Origin of the sequence: Methylobacterium sp. J-076 (genome assembly GCF_022829405.1) — a bacterium.
Classification (GTDB): Bacteria; Pseudomonadota; Alphaproteobacteria; order Rhizobiales; family Beijerinckiaceae; genus Methylobacterium.
Genome location: NZ_JAKSXW010000141.1, coordinates 37726 through 57616 on the forward strand (window position 1 = coordinate 37726; position 19891 = coordinate 57616).

The following is a 19891-nucleotide window of genomic DNA, read 5'->3' on the forward strand; positions in this document are numbered from 1 at the left end:
GCGGGCGCGACGGGTGCGGCAGGTCAGGAGACGACGGCCAGAATGCCTTGGAGCAATCAGAATGGCGGTGGCGGCGGCCCATGGGGGCGCCCCAACGGCAACGGCGGCGGTCCCTGGGGTGGTGGAGGCGGCAACAACACGCCCCCCAACCTGGAGGATCTGCTGCGGCGTGGGCAGGACCGGCTGCGGCGTCTCATCCCCGGAGGCGGCGGCCCCAGCGGGCCGTCGGGCGGCGGCAGCGGGTTCGGCGGCGGGCGTGGCGCCCTGGTGATCGGCGCCCTGGCGGCGGCCGTGTGGCTCGCCACCGGCTTCTACACCGTCGCCCCCAATCAGGTCGGCATCGAGACGATCTTCGGCCGCTACGTCGGTTCGACGGGTGAGGGCCTGCGCTACAACTTCCCCTACCCGATCGGCGGGGTGGTGAAGCCGAATGTCGGCCAAGTGAACTCCATCCAGGTGGGCTATCGCACCGGGCCGGGCCAGACCCGCAACCGCGACGTGCCCGACGAGAGCCTGATGCTCACGGGCGACGAGAACATCGTCGATCTCGACTTCGAGGTGCAGTGGCGGGTGAACCCGCTCAAGGCATCCGACTTCGTGTTCAACATCCAGAACCCCGAGGGCACCATCAAGGCCATCGCCGAGAGCGCCATGCGCGAGGTGATCGGTCGCCGGAACATCCAGGCGATCCTCACCAACGAGCAGGCGAGCGTCGCCCAGGAGGTGAAGGAGATGGTCCAGAAGGCGCTGGACGAGTACGGCGCGGGCGTGCGCATCGAGGTGGTGCAGCTCGTCTCGGTGAACCCGCCGCCCGAGGTCCGCCCCGCCTTCGTGGACGTGAACGCCGCGCAGCAGGACGCGGACACCGCGCAGAACGAGGCCAAGACCTACGCGAGCCGCGAGGTCCCCCAGGCCCGCGGTAAGGCGTCACAGATCGTCCAGGCCGCCGAGGCCTACAGGACGAAGGCGACGGCCGACGCCACCGGCCAGGCGGCGCGCTTCAACGAGGTCTACGCCTCTTACAAGCTCGCCCCGGACATCAGCCGCGAGCGGATCTTCCTGGAGACGATGGAGAAGGTGCTGGGTTCCGTGAACAAGGTGATCATCGACCAGAACGGGTCGCCCGGCTCCTCCGCCACGGCGGCGGGCGTGCTGCCCGTGCTGCCCCTGACCGAGTTCGGCGCCCGGGCGCAGGGCCAGACGGGGGTGGCCCGATGAACCAGGCAGTGCGCACCGGTCTGATCGTCGTCGCGGCGATCGTCGCCATCGGCCTCTACGCGTCGGTCTTCGTCGTGGGCCAGATGCAGCAGGCCCTCGTCCTGCAGTTCGGCCGCGTCCGCGCGGTCCTCAACTCCACCGGCGAGGACAAGCCCGGCCTCTACTTCAAGATCCCCTTCGCCGAGACGGTCGTCTTCTTCGACAAGCGGGTGCTGGACCTCGACCTGCCGGTCCAGACGATCCTGACCGCCGACCGCCAGAACCTCGAGGTCGATGCCTTCGCCCGTTACCGGATCCTCGATCCGCTGCGCTTCTACCAGTCGGTGGGCAATGTCGGGGTCGCCAACCAGCGGCTCCAGAGTTTCACCAATTCCGGCCTGCGCAGCGTGCTCGCCCGTTCCACCCGCGACGCCATCGTCAAGAACGAGCGCGGCCAACTGATGCACACGATCCAGGAGGACGTGAACCGTCAGGCCAAGGCGCTCGGCATCGAGATCGTGGACCTGCGCATGACCCGGGTCGACCTTCCGGCCCAGAACTCGGCGGCGGTGTACCGCCGGATGAAGACCGAGCGCGAGCGCGAGGCGGCGGACATCCGCGCGAACGGCGAGCAGGCCGCGGCGACGATCCGTGCCAAGGCCGACCGCGAGGTCACCGTGATCGTGGCCGAGGCGACCCAGAAGTCCGAGCAGCTGCGCGGCCAGGGCGACGCCGACAAGAACCGCATCCTCGTCGAAGCCTTCGCCAAGGACCGGGACTTCTTCGCGTTCTACCGCTCGATGCAGGCCTACGAGACGGGCCTGAAGGGGCCCGACACCCGCCTCGTCATCAGCCCGAACACGGACTTCTTCCGGTACTTCAGCGATCCGCAGGGCCGCGGCGTGCCGCAGCCCGCCGCCGGCCGCCCGGCCCAGGACCCCGCCGCAGCCACGGGCTCCACCGCAGGCGCGGCCCGCTGACCCGGCGAGTGGACGCGTGGCTTTCGCGGGCTACCTTTGACGACGAACGCCGGCCGCCTCGATGCGGCCGGCGCTGACGGGAAACGCGTTGTTGAAGAGGTCGATCATGCAAGCCGTCGAGGCAGCCCGCCCCGGGCCGTTCACTCGCCTGCGCCCCGCCGCGGCGGCCATCCTGCTCGGTGTGTCGGTCCTGGGCGCCGCCCTGCCGGTGCCGGCCTTCGCGAAGGGGCCCGCTTCGTTGGCGGACCTGTCCGAGCAGGTCACCGACGCCGTGGTGAACATCTCGGCCTCCACCACGGTGGAGGCACGCTCCAGCCGCACGATGCCGCAGCTCCCGCCGGGCACGCCCTTCGAGGACCTGTTCGAGGAGTTCTTCAACAAGCGCAACGGCCGCGGCGGTGGTGGCGGCGGCGGCAACGACGAGGCGCCCCGGGCGCGCAAGTCGAACTCCCTGGGTTCGGGCTTCATCATCGACGCCTCGGGCATCGTGGTGACGAACAACCACGTGATCGGCGACGCCAACGACATCCAGGTCATCCTGCACGACGGCACGAAGCTGAAGGCGGAGATCGTCGGCAAGGATTCGAAGATCGACCTCGCCGTGCTGCGGGTGAAGCCCACCGCCGACCACCCGCTCAAGGCGGTGCCGTTCGGTGATTCCGAGAAGATGCGGCCGGGCGATTGGGTGATCGCCATCGGCAACCCGTTCGGCCTCGGCGGCTCGGTCTCGGCCGGCATCGTCTCGGCCCGGGGCCGCAACATCGAGTCCGGCCCCTACGACAACTACATCCAGACCGACGCGGCCATCAACAAGGGCAATTCCGGCGGCCCGCTGTTCAACATGGACGGCGAGGTGATCGGCATCAACACGGCGATCCTCTCGCCCACCGGCGGCTCCGTGGGCATCGGCTTCGCCGTGCCGTCGAACAACGCCAAGACGGTGATCGACCAGCTCCGCGAGTTCGGCGAGGTCCGGCGCGGCTGGCTCGGCGTGCGGATCCAGAACGTGGATGACGCCACCGCCGAAGCCCTGGGCCTGAAGGGCGGGGCACGGGGCGCCCTGGTCGCCGGGGTGGACGAGAAGGGCCCGGCCAAGACGGCGGGGATCGACGTCGGCGACGTGATCGTGAAGTTCAACGGCACGGCTGTGAAGGCCTCGAGCGACCTGCCGCGGATCGTGGCTTCCACCCCGGTCGGCCAGAAGGTCGACGTGGTGGTCGTGCGCAAGGGCGACGAGGTGACGAAGGCCGTCACCCTCGGCCGGCTGGAGGACAACGAGAAGCCGCAGCAGGCCAACCTCCGCCAGCCTGACGCGGACAATGCCGTGCGGCAGGCGCTCGGCCTCAACCTGTCGAGCGTCACCGACGAGCTGCGCAAGCGCTACAGCATCAAGGACGGTCAGAAGGGCGTCGTCGTCACCCGCGTCGATCCCAACTCGAACGCGGCCGACAAGCGAATCCAGCCGGGCGAGCTGATCGTGGAGGTCGGCCAGGAGGCCGTCTCCACGCCGGCCGACGTCACCAAGCGGATCGATGCCCTGAAGAAGGACGGCCGCAAGTCGGTGCTCCTGCTCGTCGCCAGCGCGAACGGCGACGTGCGGTTCGTCGCCCTCGGGCTGGAGTGAGGCGATCCGGCGGCGCGATTTCACCGCAGAGGTCGCGCCGCCTCGTATCCCATCACGCGAAGGGTGCCGGTCCCCGGACCGGCGCCGCCGTCGTTGCGAACGGCAGTGATGCCATCCAACGGCGGGACGCGGCCGGGGCGGTCTCGCGGACGGGGCCTCAGCCGATGAATTCGGCCGCCGCGTAGCCTTGTAGATAGAGAAGCGCGGTGAGGTCGCCGTGCTCGACCCGCACCTGCGCGGCGGCGGCGACCGCCGGCTTGGCGCGGAAGGCGACGCCGAGCCCGGCCTCGCCGAGCATGTCCAAGTCGTTGGCCCCGTCGCCGACCGCGAGGGTCGCAGCGGGGGGCAGGCCCGCCCGCTCCCGCAACTCGATGAGGGCGGCGCGCTTCTCGGCCTTGCCGACGATGGGGTCCTCGACCGCGCCGGTGAGCCTGCCCCCGGCCACCGCGAGGCGGTTGGCCCTGTTCTCCGCAAAGCCGAGCCGGTCGGCGATCGGCCCGGTGAACAGGGTGAAGCCGCCCGAGACGAGGCAGGTATGGGCGCCGTGGGCGGCCATGGTTTGCACCAGCGTCCGGCCGCCGGGCGTGAGCGTCAGGGTGTTGGCGATGAGCCCGTCCACCACCCCCACGGGGATGTCCTTCAGCAGCGTGACACGCTCCCGCAGGGCCGGCTCGAAGGCGATCTCGCCGCGCATCGCCCGCTCGGTGATGGCCGCCACGTGGTCCTTCAGGCCGAGCGTGCCGGCGAGCTCGTCGATGCATTCCTGCTCGATCATGGTGGAATCCATGTCGGCCAGGAACAGGCGCTTGCGGCGGTGGGCGTCGGCGGGCAGCACGGCGAGGTCGATGGGCTCGCCCGCGAGCGCCGCGCGGAGGCGTCCGGTCATCGCCGCGGCCGCGGCCGGTTCGCCGGGGACCAGGATCTCCGCGGCGACCTCCCGGTGGAGGATCCGCGGCTGGTGCTCCGTGCCGAGCACGGCGCGGGCTTCGGCCAGGACCGCATCGGTGATGGCCGGGCGGTCCGGGTTTGCTATCAGGACCGCGACCAGCATGCGGAGGTGAGCCTTGCCGTTGTGGGAAGCCGGGGATCGCGCGGCGGCGGTTCTCATCGCAGGCCCGACAGCCTCGGGCAAGTCGGCCCTGGCGAGCCGCATCGCCCGCGAGCAGGGCGGGGTCGTCGTCAACACCGACTCGATGCAGGTCTACTCGGACCTGCGCGTCCTCACCGCGCGGCCGGACGCGGCCGAGGAGGCCGCGGTCCCGCACCGGCTCTACGGCCACGTGGACGGGGCGACGAACTACTCCCTCGGGCACTTCGCCCGGGACGTGGCGGCGTTGCTGGACAGTCTCGGCGGGCGTTTGCCGGTCTTCGTCGGCGGCACCGGCCTGTATTTCCGGGCCCTGGAGCAGGGCTTCTCGGAACTGCCGCCCGTGCCGGAGGAGATCCGCGCGGAGATCCGCCGGGAGGCCGAGGGCCGCCCCACGGAGGCACTGCACGCCGACCTCGCCCTGCGCGATCCCGGGGGCGCCGCCCGCCTGCGCCCCAGCGACCGGATGCGGGTGATGCGCGCCCTGGAAATCCTCGCCGCCACCGGCCGGCCCATCGCGAGCTTCTACGGCGACCCCGTCCCAGGGCCGCTCGCGGGCCTGAACCTCAAGAAAATCTTCCTCGCCCCCGACCGCGCGCTGCTGCGCGCGCGGATCGACGCCCGCTTCCGCACCATGATCGCCGCCGGGGCGCTGGACGAGGTGGCGGCGCTCCGCCGGCGGCGGCTCGATCCGATGCTGCCGGTAATGCGCGCCCACGGGGTGCCGGGCCTGATCGCCCATCTCGACGGGAGCCTGAGCCTGGAGGACGCCATCGCCCGGGGGCAGGCCGATACCCGCGCCTATGCCAAGCGGCAGGTCACGTGGTTCCGCCACCAGATGGGGGAGGGGTGGCGCTGGGCCGATCCCGAGGCCGCCCCCACCCCGTGAGGGACGGGGTGCCGCCCGGTGCCTGATTTGCTAGAGAACCGGGATCCCGACGATCCCCGAAGAGCGCCGCAGGCGAACGACGTGACATCCCCCGCCGACTTCACGACCGAGCCCGTCACCCTGCCGGGCTGGCGCTTCTCGGTCGCCCCGATGATGGACTGGACCGATCGCCATTGCAGGGCGTTCCACCGGGCGCTTTCGGGCCGGGCGCGGCTCTATACCGAGATGGTCACCACCGGGGCGGTGCTGCACGGCCCGCGGGAGCGGCTGCTCGCCTTCTCGGCGGGGGAGCATCCGGTGGCGGTGCAGCTCGGCGGATCGGACCCGGCGGATCTGGCCGAGGCGGCGAGGATCGCCGTGGATTTCGGCTACGACGAGGTCAACCTCAACGTCGGCTGCCCCTCCGACCGGGTGCAGGAGGGCCGGTTCGGCGCCTGCCTGATGCGGGAGCCCGCCCTGGTGGGGGAGTGCGTCGCCGCCCTGAAGGCCGCGGTGCGGGTGCCGGTGACGGTGAAGTGTCGCATCGGCGTCGATGACCAGGACCCCGAGGTGGCCCTCGACGCGTTGGCCGATACCGTCGTGGCGGCGGGCGTCGATGGGCTCGTCGTCCATGCGCGCAAGGCGTGGCTCAAAGGCCTGTCGCCGAAGGAGAACCGGGACGTGCCGCCCCTCGATTACGGCCGGGCGGCCCGCCTGAAGCAGGCGCGGCCGGGCCTGCCGCTGGCGGTCAACGGCGGCCTGCGGACCCTGGCGGAGGTGCAGGCGCGCCTCGCCGAGGTCGACGGCGCCATGGTCGGGCGCGCGGCCTATATGGAGCCCTCCCTGCTGCTCGCCGTCGATCCGGTGCTCTACGGCGTGCCGGCACCCGCGGCCGACCCGTTCGCGGCGGTCGCCGCGTTCGAGCCCTATGTCGCGGGCGTGCTCCAATCCGGCGAGCGGCTGCATGCCGTCACCCGGCACATGCTCGGCCTGTTCAACGGCCGCCCGGGGTCCCGCGCCTTCCGCCGCCATCTCTCCACGCACGGGATGCGGCCGGAGGCGGACCTGGACACGCTGCGCACGGCGGTGGGGCTGGTCTCGCGGGACCGGCCGGACGCGCGGGTGGCGGCCTGAGGCCACCCGCCCTCACCGCGCGGGCGTCATGATGAGACGGTCGCCCCGCACCTCGTAGCGGCCGAGGCGGTCGAGGAACGTCTGGCCGAGGAGGTTCTCGCCGAGCGCACCCGGCCGCGCCACCATCGCGTTCACGTTCCGCTCGGTGATCGTGCCGACGGCGAGCGAATCGAGCTGGATCGGCGCGGCGCTGGTCGCGCCGTTGGCCGTGGAGACCCGGGCGTTGAACTCGTCGGGCCGTGGCGTGAAGCCGAGGGCGGCGGCGTTCTCGGCGGTGAGGACGACGCTGCTCGCCCCCGTGTCGAACAGGAAGTTTTGGCTTCGCCCGCCGACGCGCCCCTCCACCCGGAACGTGCCGTCCGAGCGGCGGACGAACGAGACCGACCCGTCTGGCCCGGGCACCGCCGAACCGGGCCGCAGGTCGCCGAGGACGCGGGCGGAGACCTCCTTCATCCGGTCGCGGTAGCTGTACCCGAGGACGAGGGCGGCCGCGATCAGCCCCCAGGCGGCCAGCGCCTGGACATGCCGGAGGGGTGCGGCCCGGAACTGCCGCCAGAACCCGGCCACGACGAGGGCCAGGATCGTGCCCGTCCAGGCGAGGTTCGCCAGCATGTCCGGCGACATCGCGCCGCCGGCGCCGTCGCCGCCATCCGCCAGGGCCAGGGCGACGAGGACCAGCGCCAGGGCGCCGAGGCCGAGATAGATCATGCGCCCGAGGGTTCCGGCACGGGGTAGGCGGCGCGCAGCCGCGCCTCCAGCCCGGCCATGACGGTCCGGCGTTCGGCCTCGCCCATCAGGCCCCAGGCCGCGATCTCCTCACGGGTGCGCCCGCAGCCTCGGCACAGGCCGTTCACGGCGTCGAGGACGCAGACCTTCGTGCAGGGGCTCGACGGTTTGGGCGGGGTGGCGGGCATGGCCACGGTGTGGCGGGGCGAAGACGGCGCCGTCAAGGCGGCATCCTCAGGGTGCGACCGAGGCGTCCGCGCCGCCCTCCGTCATCGCAGGCGCTGCGTAGCGACCCATAACGGCAGGAGGCCTCCGGACGAGGCGCACCCTGGATCGCCTCGCCCCGCTTGCGAGGACGGTGTGGGAGCACCGGGGTCGATCCATTCTGCCCGACCCGTCCGGCCCCACGCCTAGGGTGCGACGGCGGCGACGAGGCCGAGCAGGGCGGCGATCTCGGCGGCCTGCTGGCACGCGCCGATCACGTCGCCGGTCTGGCCGCCGAGCCTGCGCCGGGCGAGGCCGGTCACCGACAGCGCCGCGAGGCCCGAGAGGAGAACCATGGTGACGACCCCCGCGGCGTCGAGCCCCAGGGCCAGGGCGGCGAGGCAGAGGAGGATACCGAGCCCCGCGGCGGTGACGAGGCTCCCGCCCGCCGGCCGCCCCGCGGCGGCGGAGAGGCCGTCGCTCCGGGCCGGCGGCAGGAGGGCCATGGGCGCCAGGGCCGCCACCCGCGACAGGGCGGCGGCGAGCACGAGGCCCGTCGCGGCGGCCAGCCCGGTGCGGTCGAGGAGGGTCGCCAGGGCGCCGATCCGCAGGGCCAGGGCGAGGAACAGGGCGAGGGCCCCGTAGGAGCCGATCCGGCTGTCGCGCATGATGGCGAGCATCCGTGCCCGGTCCCCCCCCGCCCCGAGCCCGTCGGCGAAATCGGCGAGCCCGTCCTCGTGCAGGCCCCCCGAGGTCGCGGCCATGATCGCCACGGCGAGCGTCGCCGCGAGGAACGGGCCGAGCCCCGCAAGCCACGCGGCGGCCAGGGCCAGGGCGGCGGGCAGCGCCAGGATCACGCCGGCCAGGGGCAGCATCCGCGGCAGCCTTGAGAATTCCGGGGCGCGGTGGGGATCGGCCTCGCCGGGCATTTGCGGGACCGGCAGGCGGGAGTAGAAGCGCAGACACGCGGCGAGATCGTGCAGGGCCTCGCGCCCTGGCCATTCGGCCTCGCCGCCGGTCTGCCTGTCCATCGCTGCGGTCCCGCGCGCCGGGTTCGATGCACCGGCCTACCTTCATAGCGGGCGGGGCCGGTTTCGTCCGCCCGGATCGGTACAACCCACAGGATCGAGGCAGCGATGAGCGGCCCCTTCGACGATATCCGCAACCTCGTCCGGTCCATGCCCGGGGCCGACGCCGAGGCCGCCGCCATGGTGGCCGCCCGCGACGCGGTGCTGACCAAACCCGCGGGCGCCCTCGGCCGGCTCGAAGGGCTCGTCTCCTGGATGGCGGCGTGGCAAGGCAAGGCCCCCCCGAGTTTCGACCGGCCGCTGGTCTGCGTCTTCGCCGGCAGCCACGGGGTGACGCGCAAGGGCGTCTCGGCCTTCCCGGACGCGGTGAACCGCCAGATGCTCGACAACTTCGCCGCCGGGGGCGCGGCCATCAACCAGCTCTGCGCGGCCTACGGCCTCGGCTTCAAGGTGTTCGACCTCGCCCTCGACATGCCCACCGGGGACATCACCGAGGGACCGGCCCTCGACGAGCGCGCCTGCGTCGCCACCATGGCGTTCGGCATGGAGGCGGTGGCCGCCGGCACGGATTGCCTCGGCATCGGTGAGATGGGCATCGGCAACACCACGGTGGCCGCCTCGCTCTACGCCGCCCTGTTCGGGGGCGAGGCGTCCCACTGGGTCGGGCACGGCACGGGCGTCGATGGCGCCGGGCTCGCCCGCAAGGTCGCGGCGGTGGAGGCGGCGCTCGCCTGCCATGCCGGGCACCTCACCGACCCGCTGGACATCCTGCGCCGGCTCGGCGGACGGGAGATCGCGGCGATGGCCGGGGCGATCCTCGCCGCGCGCCTGCAGCATGTGCCGGTGGTGATCGACGGCTACGTCTCCACCGCCGCCGCCGCCGTGCTGCACGCCCTGGATCCCTCCGCCCTCGACCATTGCGTGGCGGGCCACCTGTCGGCGGAGGGCGTCCACGCCGAGGTGCTGGAGCGGCTCGGCCTGACGCCGGTCCTGTCTCTCGGGATGCGGCTGGGCGAGGGCTCCGGCGCCGCCATGGCGATGGGCGTCATCAAGGGGGCGCTCGCCTGCCACACCGGCATGGCGACCTTCGCGCAGGCGGGGGTTTCGGGGCGGGACGGGGCTTGATACCGTCCCTCCCGTCATTCAGCCGCCGCCGTCATTGCGGGCGCAGCCAAGCGATCCAGGGCGGCGGGCCGCTTCAGAACCCGGCGGATCCCCGGTTTGCTCGGCTGCGCTCGCAGTGACGCCGTGGGTCCGGCCGTCATCACGCGAAACGACCTGTCCATGAGAATCACCCAAGCTTTCACGTTCGAGGCGGCGCACCGCCTGCCGAACGTGCCCGCCACGCACCGCTGCCACCGGATGCACGGCCATTCCTACCGGGTCGAGCTCACCGTCGAGGGGCCGGTGGACGAGACCACCGGCTGGGTGATCGATTTCTACGACATCGAGTCGATCTTCGGCCCGCTGCTGCTGCGCCTCGACCATCATTGCCTCAACGAGATCGACGGGTTGGAAAACCCCACCGCCGAGAACATCGCGGCCTGGATCTGGCATCGCCTGCGGCCGGACCTGCCGGGCCTCGCCCGGGTGAAGGTCGCGGAGACGCCGATGTCCTGGGCCGAGTACGATGGCGACTGACGCGATCCCCGGTGACGGCGCGGCCCTCGTCCTCTTCTCCGGGGGGCAGGATTCGGCGACCTGCCTCGCCTGGGCGCTGGACCGGTTCGCCCGCGTCGAGACGCTGGGCTTCGATTACGGCCAGCGCCACCGGATCGAGCTCGATTGCCGCGCCGGCCTGCGCAGCGGCCTCGCCGGGGTCGACCCCGCCTGGGGGCGGCGGCTCGGCGAGGACCATGTGCTCGGTCTCGACGCCCTCGGCGCGGTATCCGACACGGCGCTGACGCGCGAGACCGAGATCGGCTTCGAAGACTCCGGCCTGCCCAACACATTCGTGCCGGGGCGCAACCTCGTCTTCCTCACCTTCGCCGCCGCGCTCGCCTACCGGCGGGGCATCCGCCACATCGTGGCCGGCATGTGCGAGACGGATTATTCCGGCTATCCGGATTGCCGCGACGACACGGTGAAGGCCCTGCAGGTCGCGCTCAACCTCGGCATGGAGCGCCGCTTCGTCCTGCACACCCCGCTCATGTGGATCGACAAGGGCGAGACATGGCGCCTCGCGCAGTCCCTCGGGGGGGCGCCGCTCACCGACCTCATCATCGAGGAGAGCCACACCTGCTACCTCGGCGAGCGCGGGGCGCGCCACGCCTGGGGCTACGGCTGCGGCCGGTGCCCGGCCTGCAGACTGCGCGCCGAGGGCTACGCGCGGTTCGTGGCGACGGAGTAGGGCAGGGGGCGCGCCGTTTCCCTCCGGCACGTCATCACGATTCGGTGGGATTCGGCCCGCCAGGACGCGGTGCCCGTGAAAAAGCGCCCACCGGCGCTTAAATGGTCAAAAAATAACACGCGGGAGGTCCGGTATGGCGGCGCAGGCCGTTGGTCCGAAGGGTGAGGCGTTCGCGCAGTCGCGGGGCCTGAGCCGGCGCCATGCCCTGTTCGGCGGGCTGTGCCTGTGCTGCCTCCCGACGGCGGGGATGTCGGCGGGCGCCTATGCCGAGGCCTTCACGATGGAGGAGGTCGCCCCCGGCACATTCATCCGCAAGGGTCTGATCGCCGACGCCACGCCCGAGAACGCCGACGCCATCGCCAATATCGGCTTCATCGTCGGCAGGGATGGCGTGCTGGTGACGGAATCCGGCGGTAGCCTCGTGGACGGGCAGTGGCTGCGGGGCGAGATCGCCAAGCGCACCGACAAGCCTGTGACCCATGTGGTGCTGAGCCACGTCCACCCGGACCACGCCTTCGGCGCGGGGGCCTTCACGGCGGACAAGCCGGTCTTCATCGGCCATGCCAAGCTGAAGGAGGCCCTGGACGCCCGGGGCGAGTTCTACCGCAGGCGGCTGGTGGAACTGTTCGGCGAGGAGCGCACGGGACCCGTCGTCTATCCGACGATGGCGGTGGCCGACACGGCCGAGGTGAACCTGGGCGACCGCACGCTCAGCTTCACCGCCCACGGCCCGGCGCATACCACCAGCGACCTCTCGATGCGCGATTCCGCGAGCGGGCTGCTGTTCCCGGCCGACCTGCTGTTCGTGGACCGGATTCCCTCCCTCGACGGCAGCCTGAAGGGCTGGCTGAAGGAGCTGGAGCGGGTGAAGGCGAGCGGCGCCACCCACGCGGTGCCGGGCCACGGCCCGGTGCGGGTCGAGCTCGCCCCGGCCGTCGCCGCCCTGACCGCCTATCTCACCGCCCTGCGGGACGGGACCAAGGCGGCCATCGCCAAGGACGTGCCGATCGACAAGGCCGTCGATACTGTCGCCCACGATCAGGGCGACAAGTGGAAGCTCTTCGAGCACTATAACCGGCGCAACATCACGGTCGCCTACCAGGAACTCGAGTGGGACTGATCAGTCGTATCACTGAAACCACAACGATGGGAGACAACGCCATGCGCCCGACCCTCGCCCTTGCCCTCGGCTTGACCCTTTCGGCCGCCGCCCTGTCCGGGCCCTTCGCCCCCGCCGTCCACGCCGCCGGCGCCTCGGACACCGAGCAGGAGCGGGCGGCGCGCTGGCAGGAGATCGCCAAGTCGATCTTCGGCGACCGCACGATCGAGCCGACCGACAGCCTCGTGAAGCTGGAGGCGCCCAAGCGCGCCGAGGACGCCGCGCTGGTGCCGATCACCCTGACGATGCCGGAGAAGGACAAGATCAAGGCGGTGTCGTTGATCATCGACGACAACCCGGCGCCCTACGCCGCCAATTTCGAATTCGGCCCCGCCGCCGATACCAGCGAGCTTAAGCTGCGGGTGCGCGTCAACAACTACACCGACATGCACGCCGTGGTGGAGACGACGGACGGCAAGCTCTACGAGGCGAAGCAGTTCGTGAAGGCCTCGGGCGGCTGCTCGGCGCCGATGGGCATGAGCGAGGAGGAGGCGCTGAAGGGCATGGGCGACATGCGCATGAAGTTCGCCGACGCCCAGCCCGGCAAGCCGGTGGAGGCGACCCTGATGATCCGCCACCCGAACTTCTCCGGGATGCAGATGAATCAGGTGACCCGCGACTACACGCCGGCCCGCTACATCGACAAGCTCACCGTCTCGGCCGGCGACCGGAAGGTCTTCACGATGACGGGCGACATCTCCATCGCCTCCAACCCGGTGATCAATTTCGGGCTGAAGCCGGACGGCAAGCCGATCCAGGTGGCGGCGGGGGACAACCAGGGCGGAGCGTGGACGCACAGCTTCACCGCGCCGAGCCCCACGAACTGACCATGGCGGGGCGCTCGATCCTCCGGCGGGGGGCGGCGGTGGCCGCCGCCGCCCTCTGCCTCGCGGCGGGGGAGCCCGCCGATTCGCCCGTGAACGTCCCGGAGCCGGCGGAGCTCTATGCCGGCCCGCCGCACGGCTACACGCCGCCCACCCTCAAGGGCGCCCAGGTGGTGGACGCGGCCGCCGTCGCCGCGATGCTCGATGGCCCGGACAAGCCGGTGCTGATCGATGTCGCCGCGCGGGAGCGCAAGCCGTCGAACTTCCCCGAGGGCCGCCTGTGGCTGCCGGTCCACCCGTCCATCCCGGAGGCGGTCTGGCTGCCGAATGCCGGCGCCGTCCCGCTGCCGCCGGAGCGCGAGGCCCTGTTCTACGACCGCGTCGCGGCGTTGACCGGGGGAAACAGGGCCAAGCCCATCGTGGTGTTCTGCCACGTGGAGTGCTGGGGCAGCTGGAACGCCGGCAAGCGCCTCGTGGAGAAGGGCTACACGGCGGTGCACTGGTTCCCCCTCGGCGTCGAGGGTTGGCAGGACGTCCACGAGACGCGCAACCTCTCCGAGGACGCGGCCTGGAAGGCCGCCGCCCCCTGACATCCCGGCGATTCCTCCGGGCGGCGGCCCTGTCGCCCGGCGCCGCGTGTCGTATAAGGCGCCGCGCCGGATCCCGGCCGACACCGTTCTGGAGCGCGGGTATGTCCCAGGTCATCCAATCCCGCCGCCTGCGGGCGGTGGATATGGGCAAGCGCAAGGCCGAGGGACGCAAGATCGTCGCCCTCACCGCCTATCACGCCCACACCGCCGGCATCGTCGATGCCTTCTGCGACTTCATCCTCGTCGGCGACTCGCTCGGCATGGTCATGCACGGGATGGAATCGACCATCCCCGTGACCTTGGAGATGATGATCCTTCAGGCGCAGGCGGTGATCCGCGGCACCACCAAGGCGCTGATCGTGGTCGACATGCCGTTCGGCTCCTACGAGGCGAGCCGCGAGCAGGCCTTCCTCAGCGCCTCCCGGATCCTGAAGGAGACCGGCGCCGGGGCGGTGAAGCTGGAGGGCGGGGCCCATTTCGCCGAGACGGTGGCGTTCCTCGTCCAGCGCGGCGTGCCGGTGATGGGCCATATCGGCCTCACCCCGCAGGCGGTGAACGTGATGGGCGGGTTCAAGGTGCAGGGCCGGGCGCCCGACGACGAGCGGCGCCTGCTGGAGGATGCCAGGGCGATCTCCGAGGCCGGGGCCTTCGCCATCGTGCTGGAGGGCATCGTCGAGCCCGTGGCCCGGGCCATCGCGCGCTCCCCGCAGGTGAGCGCCGCCACCATCGGCATCGGCGCCTCCTCCGTTTGCGACGGGCAGATCCTCGTGCTGGAGGACATGCTCGGCCTGTCCGAGCGGACGCCGAAATTCGTGCGCCAGTTCGGCTCCCTGCGCGGGCATATCGAAGGCGCGGTGAAGGCCTATGCGGAGGAGGTCCGCGCCGGCACGTTCCCGAGCGAGGAGCAGACCTACGGCTGACTGGGGGCCGTCATCGCCTTGCGACACGCGCGGTGAGGCAACGGCTCATCCGACCCGCCGCGAGGGCAGCCGCAGCCCCGGCGCCGGGCGTTCCAGCAGCACCTCCCGCCGGAACCGCACGAAGCGGGCGGGGCGCCCGGCCGCGCCGCTGGTCAGGCTCTCCGTCTCCTCGACGAGGCCCTGCTGGGCCACGAGGCGGCGGAAGTTCTGCTTGTGGAGCTGGATGCCGGACAGGGCCTCCACGGTGCGCTGCAGCTGCAGCAGCGTAAATTCCGGCGGCATCAGCTCGAACACCACCGGCCGGTACTTGATCTTGCCCCGCAGCCGGCCGATCGCCGTGGCGAGCACCCGGCGGTGGTCGAAGGCCATCGGGACCCCGGTCGGATCCCCCGCCCGGCCGGGGCCGGGATTGCCCCGCGACTCGGGGACGAGGGCCGCCTCGAACAGGAGCTCGTAGCGCTCCAGCACCCGCTCCTCGTTCCACGTCCCGCCATTCATGCCGAAGGTGAGGCCGAGGCGGTCGAGGCGCCGCTGGCGCAGGGCCTTGTCCGCCGCCTGCCCGGCCCAGGCCGTGAGCCGGGGCTCGATGGCGTCGAGCTCGGGCGGGCGGCCCCGGCGGAAATCCTCGTAGGGAAGGTAGCGGTACCAGTTGTGCCACGAGGCCTCGGCGAGGCCGGCGGGGCGCTCCTCCCGCACCAGGGCGAGGTAGGCCACCGACAGGGCGTGCGCCGCCGGGGCCTCCTCGCTCCCCGAGCGGTCCCGGTCGCCGAAGGTGTAGAGCTGCTCGACATAGCCGAGGCGCTGGTTGGTCTGCTGCTCGACCCAGGCCCGCAGGCCACGCTCCAGGGTGGCGTGCTCGGGCACGAGGGGGCCGGCGGGGAGCCCGTCGCCGCGGCAGGTCGCCTGCCCGGGGACGCGGATCGTCAGGGCGCGCGGCTCGCCGTCGGTCGCGGCGACGATCACCGCGACGAGGCCCACGGCCGAGCGATCGGTCACCGGCTGCCCGGCACCGCCCACCTCCGTCACGTCACCCGTCGTCTCCTCGGCGACCGGCATGCGTCCCGCGTCAGCCTCCAGCCTGCCCATCGCCGCCAGATGCGGGGCCATCCGGCGGGTATAGGCGCGACGACGGGGCATCCGTCAACGCGGCGGGTTGAACGGCGGGCCCCGCCGGGGCGGAAAACGTCCCGAACGAGGCGCGCACCCGGCCTGCGGGCCTCATCCGCCCGGCAAATGGGGAGGCCACGGGAATGTCATTGGGAAAAAAACGGCAAACACCGTTGCGTTTGGCGGGAAACCTAGATTGATTCCAAACTCAAGATGCCTGAACGCACCGCACCACAACTCTGGTGGCAATTGACCCCCGCGCAAAGGGCGATGCTGCGGCGCGTCTGGTGCGAGGGGCCCCTGCCGCCCCCCGATCCCAGCGAGATGCGCACCGTGCGCTCCCTCGTCCGCCGTGGCCTCCTCCGCACCCGTGACCGGGGGCGTGATCGGGCGTGCGAGCCCGGCTGCTGGTTCCTGACCGCGCGGGCGACCCGGCTCCTGGGGCAGGCGGAAGGCATGCCGCAGCCCGGCCCGTCGAAGATCGCGGCCCCCCGGGCGAGGGAGCGGGCGGGCGAGGGGGTGTGACGCCGGTTCGGGGCGGCACCGCTCGCCCGGGACCGCGCCCGTCTCGGCCTGTGCCGGGAGGCGACATGGCGCCCCCCGGATCGCTTCGTTGCCTCCGCGCCGCCGCCGACGGTCAGGCGCCGAGACCGCCGAGGCAGATGTACTTCACCTCCAGGTAGTCCTCGATCCCGAGGCGGCCGCCCTCGCGGCCAAGGCCCGATTCCTTCACGCCGCCGAAGGGCGCGACCTCGGTGGTGATGATCCCCTCGTTGACGCCGACCATGCCGTATTCGAGGGCCTCGGACACCCGGAAGGCCCGGCCCAGATCCTTCGTGTAGAAGTAGCAGGCGAGGCCGTACTCGGTGTCGTTGGCCATGCGGATCGCCTCGGCCTCGTCCCGGAAGCGGAACAGGGGGGCCAGCGGCCCGAAGGTCTCCTCCTTGGCGACGTCCATCGCCGGGGTGGCGTTCACCACCACCGTCGGCTCGAAGAACTGGCCCCCGAGCGTGTGGCGGTGGCCGCCCGCGATCACCCGGGCCCCCTTCGCGACGGCGTCGCGGATATGCGCCTCGGTCTTCTCCACGGCGGCCATGTCGATCAGCGGCCCCTGGGCGACGCCCTCTTCGGTGCCGTCGCCGACCTTCAGCGTGTTGGCGGCCTCGGCCATCCGCTCGGCGAAGGCGTCGTAGATGCCATCCTGCACGAGGAAGCGGTTGGTGCAGATGCAGGTCTGCCCGGAATTGCGGAACTTGGCGAGCATCGCCCCCGCCACCGCCCGGTCGAGGTCGGCGTCGTCGAAGACGATGAACGGCGCGTTGCCGCCGAGCTCCATCGAGACCTTCTTGACCGTGCCGGCCGCCTGCTGCAGCAGCACCTTGCCGACCTCGGTGGAACCGGTGAACGTGATCTTCTTGACCAGCGGGTTGCCCGTCAGCTCGCCGCCGATCGCCCGGGCCGGGCCGGTGAGGATCGACACCAGGCCGTCCGGGATGCCGGCCATCTGGCAGAGCTTGCCCCAGGCGAGCCCGGAGAGCGGTGTCTGCGAGGCGGGCTTGATGACGATGGGGCAGCCGGCCGCGAGCGCCGGGGCGAGCTTCCGGGCGATCATCGAGGAGGGGAAGTTCCAGGGCGTGATCGCCGCCACGACGCCGATCGGCTCCTTGGTGACCAAGATCTTCCGGTCGGCCCAGGGGGAGGGGACGGTCTCGCCGTAGACCCGGCGGGCCTCCTCGGCGAACCACAGGACGTAGGCGGTCGACATGCCGACCTCGCCCCGGGCCTCGGCCAGGGACTTGCCCTGCTCGGCGGTGAGGATCTGCGCCAGATCCTCTTGGTTCTCGGTGATGACCGCGGCGAGCCGGCGCAGGAGCACGGCCCGCTCGTTGGCGGTCTTGGCACGCCAGGCCGGATAGGCGGCGTGCGCCGCGGTGATCGCGCGCTTGGTCTCCTCGGCGCCGGCGCTCGGCACCCGCGCGATCACCGCGCCGGTGGCCGGGTTGGTGACGTCGATCCGGCCCGACCCGGATGTCGACCATTCCCCGCCGATCAGGCAGGATTCGACCAGAAGCTCGGGGTTCTTCAGCGTCGGGCGCGCACCGGTCTCAGGCATCCATCGGTTCCTTGGGCGGCGACGGCTCCGTCTGCGGCCGCAGGGGGACGCTTCGGGCCGCGCTGCGGGCCTGGGCCTCCGCGCGCGTCTCGAACACGTGGGGCGCAAGATCCCGCGATTGCAGGGAGACGCCGAGCTTCAACCGCATAAAGGCACTCGTCGTATATCGCGAGGCCGTGGCGTAGTAGCGGCTTTCCAGGTAGGCGATCATCGAGAAATAGGCTTCGGAAACCGCCGGATCAAGCTCGAACCCGTCGTAGTTGGCGATCAGGTGGACCCGCTTGCCGATCTCCTGACAAGTCCGCTCGAACTCGCGCCGGACCAGATCGACATCCTCGACAGTGCGGACCTGGAAGCCCTCGTAATTGGCAAACAGCGTATTGCGTTCGGCGTCGTAGGACATGCGCTCGGACAGGCTGAAACCCAGCAGCCACTGTTCGAGGCCCATCGCCTCGTCGCGGAACAGCCGCGTATCCATCGGCACCGGGTCGCGCACGATGGGCGTGAAATCCATGTGGGCGAGGATGTCCCGGTCGATGTCGATGCCGGGGGCGACCTCGACCAGCTCCATGCCCTCCGGCGTCCGCCGGAACACGCAGCGCTCGGTGACGTAGAGCACTGGCTGCCCGCGCTCGGCGGCGTAGGCGCCGGAGAAGGTCACCTGCTCCACGGTGCGTACGAACTTCTTGGAGCGCCCTTCCTGCACGATCCGCAGCCGGCCCTCGTCGATGGCGACGTCCAGGCCGCCCGCGGTGAAGCTGCCGGCGAAGACGAGGCGCTTGGCGTTTTGCGAGATGTTGATGAAGCCCCCGGCCCCGGCGAGCTTGGCGCCGAACCGGCTGACGTTGACGTTGCCCTCCGCGTCGGTCTCGGCGAGCCCGAGGCAGGCGAGGTCGAGGCCGCCGCCATCGTAGAAGTCGAACTGCTGGTTCTGGTGCAGCACCGCCGCCGGGTTCAGGGCGGCGCCGAAATCGAGCCCGCCCTGGGGCAGGCCGCCGATCACGCCGGGCTCGGCGGTCAGCGTCAGGTATTTCAGCACCCGCTCCTCGGCGGCGACCTTCGCGACGCCCTCCGGCACGCCGATGCCGAGGTTGACCACGCCGCCCATCGGCAGCTCGAAGGCGCAGCGCCGGGCGATCACCTTGCGGATGTCGAGGGCGAGGCCGCCGATCCGGTCGAGGGGCACCCGCTGCCGCCCGGTGAAGGCGTGGTTGTAGGGCGTCGCGTAGGTCTGGTGGTGGTTCTCCGGCTTGCTGAGCACCACGCAATCCACCAGCACCCCCGGCACCTGCACCTCCCGCGGGGCGAGCGACCCGTTCTCGGCGATGCGCTCCACCTGCGCGATGACGAAGCCGCCGGAGTTCTTCGCGGCCATGGCGGCGGCGAGGTTGTCCAGCGTCAGGGCCTCGCGCTCCATGGTGATGTTGCCGGCGGGGTCCGCGGTGGTGCCGCGGATCAGCGCGACGTTCACCGGGAAGGTCCGGTAGTGCAGCCACGGCTCGCCGTGCAGGTCGATGAGGCTGACGAGGTCCTCCGTCGTCCGGTCGTTGAGCTTGCCGCCGCCCTTGCGGGGGTCGACGAAGGTGTGCAGCCCCACCTTGGTGATGTGGCCCGCGGTCTTGGCCGCGATGTCCCGGTAGAGGTGCGAGACCACCCCGAGCGGCAGGTTGTAGGCTTCGATCGTCCCGCCGATCGCCATCGCCCCGAGCTTGGGCACCAGCGACCAGTGGCCGCCCACGACCCGGCGGATGAGGCCCGGCAGCGCCAGCCGGTTGAGGCCCCGGTCCTTGCCGTCGCCGGGGGCGGCGGCGAACATCAGGCCGAGGTCGCGGGGGCTGCCCGCATCCGTGAACCGGCGGGCCAGCGCCAGGATCAGCTCGTCCGGCGTGCCGATGCCGACGAAGCCCGAGACGGCCACCATGTCGCCGTCCTGCACGATGGCCATGGCCTCGTCGGCGGTGACGATCTTGTTCTTCAGGC

At 71.6% G+C, this 19891-nt stretch carries 20 protein-coding genes; 13 read left to right on the plus strand and 7 right to left on the minus strand.

Annotated elements, in window-relative coordinates; translation table 11 throughout:
* Positions 1-42: 42 nt before the first annotated feature.
* The 3 genes from hflK (at position 43) to MKK53_RS18960 (ending at position 3801) form a co-directional block, all read left to right on the plus strand.
* Positions 43-1218: an FtsH protease activity modulator HflK gene (gene hflK / locus MKK53_RS18950; protein WP_243930257.1), complete on the plus strand. Its 1176-nt coding sequence runs from the start codon at positions 43-45 to the stop codon at positions 1216-1218.
* Positions 1215-2177: a protease modulator HflC gene (hflC, locus tag MKK53_RS18955; protein WP_243930258.1), complete on the plus strand. Its 963-nt coding sequence runs from the start codon at positions 1215-1217 to the stop codon at positions 2175-2177. Before hflK ends, hflC begins: the two co-directional genes overlap by 4 nt.
* A gap of 106 nt (positions 2178-2283) precedes the next feature.
* Positions 2284-3801 (plus strand): DegQ family serine endoprotease, encoded by a 1518-nt coding sequence (locus tag MKK53_RS18960; RefSeq protein WP_243930259.1) that lies wholly within the window; start codon positions 2284-2286, stop codon positions 3799-3801.
* 157 nt (positions 3802-3958) lie between these two features.
* Here MKK53_RS18960 and serB read toward each other — a convergent pair whose 3' ends face one another.
* A complete protein-coding gene (serB, locus tag MKK53_RS18965; RefSeq protein ID WP_243930260.1) occupies positions 3959-4852 on the minus strand; it encodes a phosphoserine phosphatase SerB in 894 nt (297 codons plus the stop codon).
* Positions 4853-4871: 19 nt separating this feature from the next.
* Between serB and miaA the strand changes: the two genes are divergently transcribed.
* Together miaA and dusA are read left to right on the plus strand one after the other, a co-directional pair.
* Positions 4872-5777, plus strand: coding sequence for a tRNA (adenosine(37)-N6)-dimethylallyltransferase MiaA (miaA, locus tag MKK53_RS18970; protein ID WP_243930334.1), 906 nt, complete (start codon positions 4872-4874; stop codon positions 5775-5777).
* Positions 5778-5897: 120 nt separating this feature from the next.
* Positions 5898-6890, plus strand: coding sequence for a tRNA dihydrouridine(20/20a) synthase DusA (gene dusA / locus MKK53_RS18975; protein WP_279599144.1), 993 nt, complete (start codon positions 5898-5900; stop codon positions 6888-6890).
* A 12-nt stretch (positions 6891-6902) separates the two neighbouring features.
* On the opposite strand, the gene MKK53_RS18980 is transcribed toward dusA, so the two are convergent.
* The 3 genes from MKK53_RS18980 to cobS form a co-directional block, all read right to left on the minus strand.
* Positions 6903-7598 carry a TIGR02281 family clan AA aspartic protease gene (locus MKK53_RS18980; RefSeq protein WP_243930263.1) on the minus strand — a complete coding sequence of 232 codons (696 nt, stop codon included), beginning with the start codon at positions 7596-7598 and terminating at the stop codon, positions 6903-6905.
* Complete coding sequence (locus tag MKK53_RS18985; RefSeq protein ID WP_243930336.1) at positions 7595-7804, minus strand: DUF1289 domain-containing protein; 210 nt, start codon at positions 7802-7804, stop codon at positions 7595-7597. Before MKK53_RS18985 ends, MKK53_RS18980 begins: the two co-directional genes overlap by 4 nt.
* Before the next feature lie 222 nt (positions 7805-8026).
* A complete protein-coding gene (gene cobS, locus MKK53_RS18990; RefSeq protein WP_243930264.1) occupies positions 8027-8851 on the minus strand; it encodes an adenosylcobinamide-GDP ribazoletransferase in 825 nt (274 codons plus the stop codon).
* Positions 8852-8956: 105 nt separating this feature from the next.
* Between cobS and cobT the strand changes: the two genes are divergently transcribed.
* The 7 genes from cobT (at position 8957) to panB (ending at position 14691) form a co-directional block, all read left to right on the plus strand.
* Positions 8957-9973, plus strand: a complete 1017-nt coding sequence (cobT, locus tag MKK53_RS18995; protein WP_243930265.1) for a nicotinate-nucleotide--dimethylbenzimidazole phosphoribosyltransferase — start codon at positions 8957-8959, stop codon at positions 9971-9973.
* Positions 9974-10132: 159 nt separating this feature from the next.
* A complete protein-coding gene (gene queD, locus MKK53_RS19000) occupies positions 10133-10489 on the plus strand; it encodes a 6-carboxytetrahydropterin synthase QueD (protein ID WP_243930266.1) in 357 nt (118 codons plus the stop codon).
* The gene (gene queC, locus MKK53_RS19005) at positions 10479-11198 is read left to right on the plus strand and encodes a 7-cyano-7-deazaguanine synthase QueC (protein WP_243930267.1); all 720 of its coding nucleotides are present in this window, start codon (positions 10479-10481) and stop codon (positions 11196-11198) included. Before queD ends, queC begins: the two co-directional genes overlap by 11 nt.
* 133 nt (positions 11199-11331) lie before the next feature.
* Complete coding sequence (locus MKK53_RS19010) at positions 11332-12318, plus strand: quinoprotein relay system zinc metallohydrolase 2 (protein ID WP_243930268.1); 987 nt, start codon at positions 11332-11334, stop codon at positions 12316-12318.
* A 41-nt stretch (positions 12319-12359) separates the two neighbouring features.
* Positions 12360-13184, plus strand: coding sequence for a quinoprotein dehydrogenase-associated SoxYZ-like carrier (locus MKK53_RS19015; protein ID WP_243930269.1), 825 nt, complete (start codon positions 12360-12362; stop codon positions 13182-13184).
* A gap of 2 nt (positions 13185-13186) precedes the next feature.
* On the plus strand, positions 13187-13771 hold the full coding sequence (locus MKK53_RS19020) for a rhodanese-like domain-containing protein (protein WP_243930338.1): 585 nt from the start codon (positions 13187-13189) through the stop codon (positions 13769-13771).
* 101 nt (positions 13772-13872) lie between these two features.
* Positions 13873-14691, plus strand: a complete 819-nt coding sequence (panB, locus tag MKK53_RS19025) for a 3-methyl-2-oxobutanoate hydroxymethyltransferase (RefSeq protein WP_243930271.1) — start codon at positions 13873-13875, stop codon at positions 14689-14691.
* 45 nt (positions 14692-14736) lie between these two features.
* Here panB and MKK53_RS19030 read toward each other — a convergent pair whose 3' ends face one another.
* Positions 14737-15828: an NUDIX hydrolase gene (locus MKK53_RS19030; protein ID WP_243930273.1), complete on the minus strand. Its 1092-nt coding sequence runs from the start codon at positions 15826-15828 to the stop codon at positions 14737-14739.
* A 240-nt stretch (positions 15829-16068) separates the two neighbouring features.
* Here MKK53_RS19030 and MKK53_RS19035 point away from each other — a divergent pair, with 240 nt between their 5' ends.
* Positions 16069-16323: a hypothetical protein gene (locus MKK53_RS19035; RefSeq protein WP_243930275.1), complete on the plus strand. Its 255-nt coding sequence runs from the start codon at positions 16069-16071 to the stop codon at positions 16321-16323.
* 112 nt (positions 16324-16435) lie between these two features.
* On the opposite strand, the gene MKK53_RS19040 is transcribed toward MKK53_RS19035, so the two are convergent.
* Together MKK53_RS19040 and MKK53_RS19045 are read right to left on the minus strand one after the other, a co-directional pair.
* Positions 16436-17911 (minus strand): NAD-dependent succinate-semialdehyde dehydrogenase, encoded by a 1476-nt coding sequence (locus MKK53_RS19040; protein WP_243930277.1) that lies wholly within the window; start codon positions 17909-17911, stop codon positions 16436-16438.
* Positions 17904-19856 (minus strand): CoA-transferase, encoded by a 1953-nt coding sequence (locus MKK53_RS19045; RefSeq protein ID WP_243930340.1) that lies wholly within the window; start codon positions 19854-19856, stop codon positions 17904-17906. Before MKK53_RS19045 ends, MKK53_RS19040 begins: the two co-directional genes overlap by 8 nt.
* Positions 19857-19891: the final 35 nt, after the last annotated feature.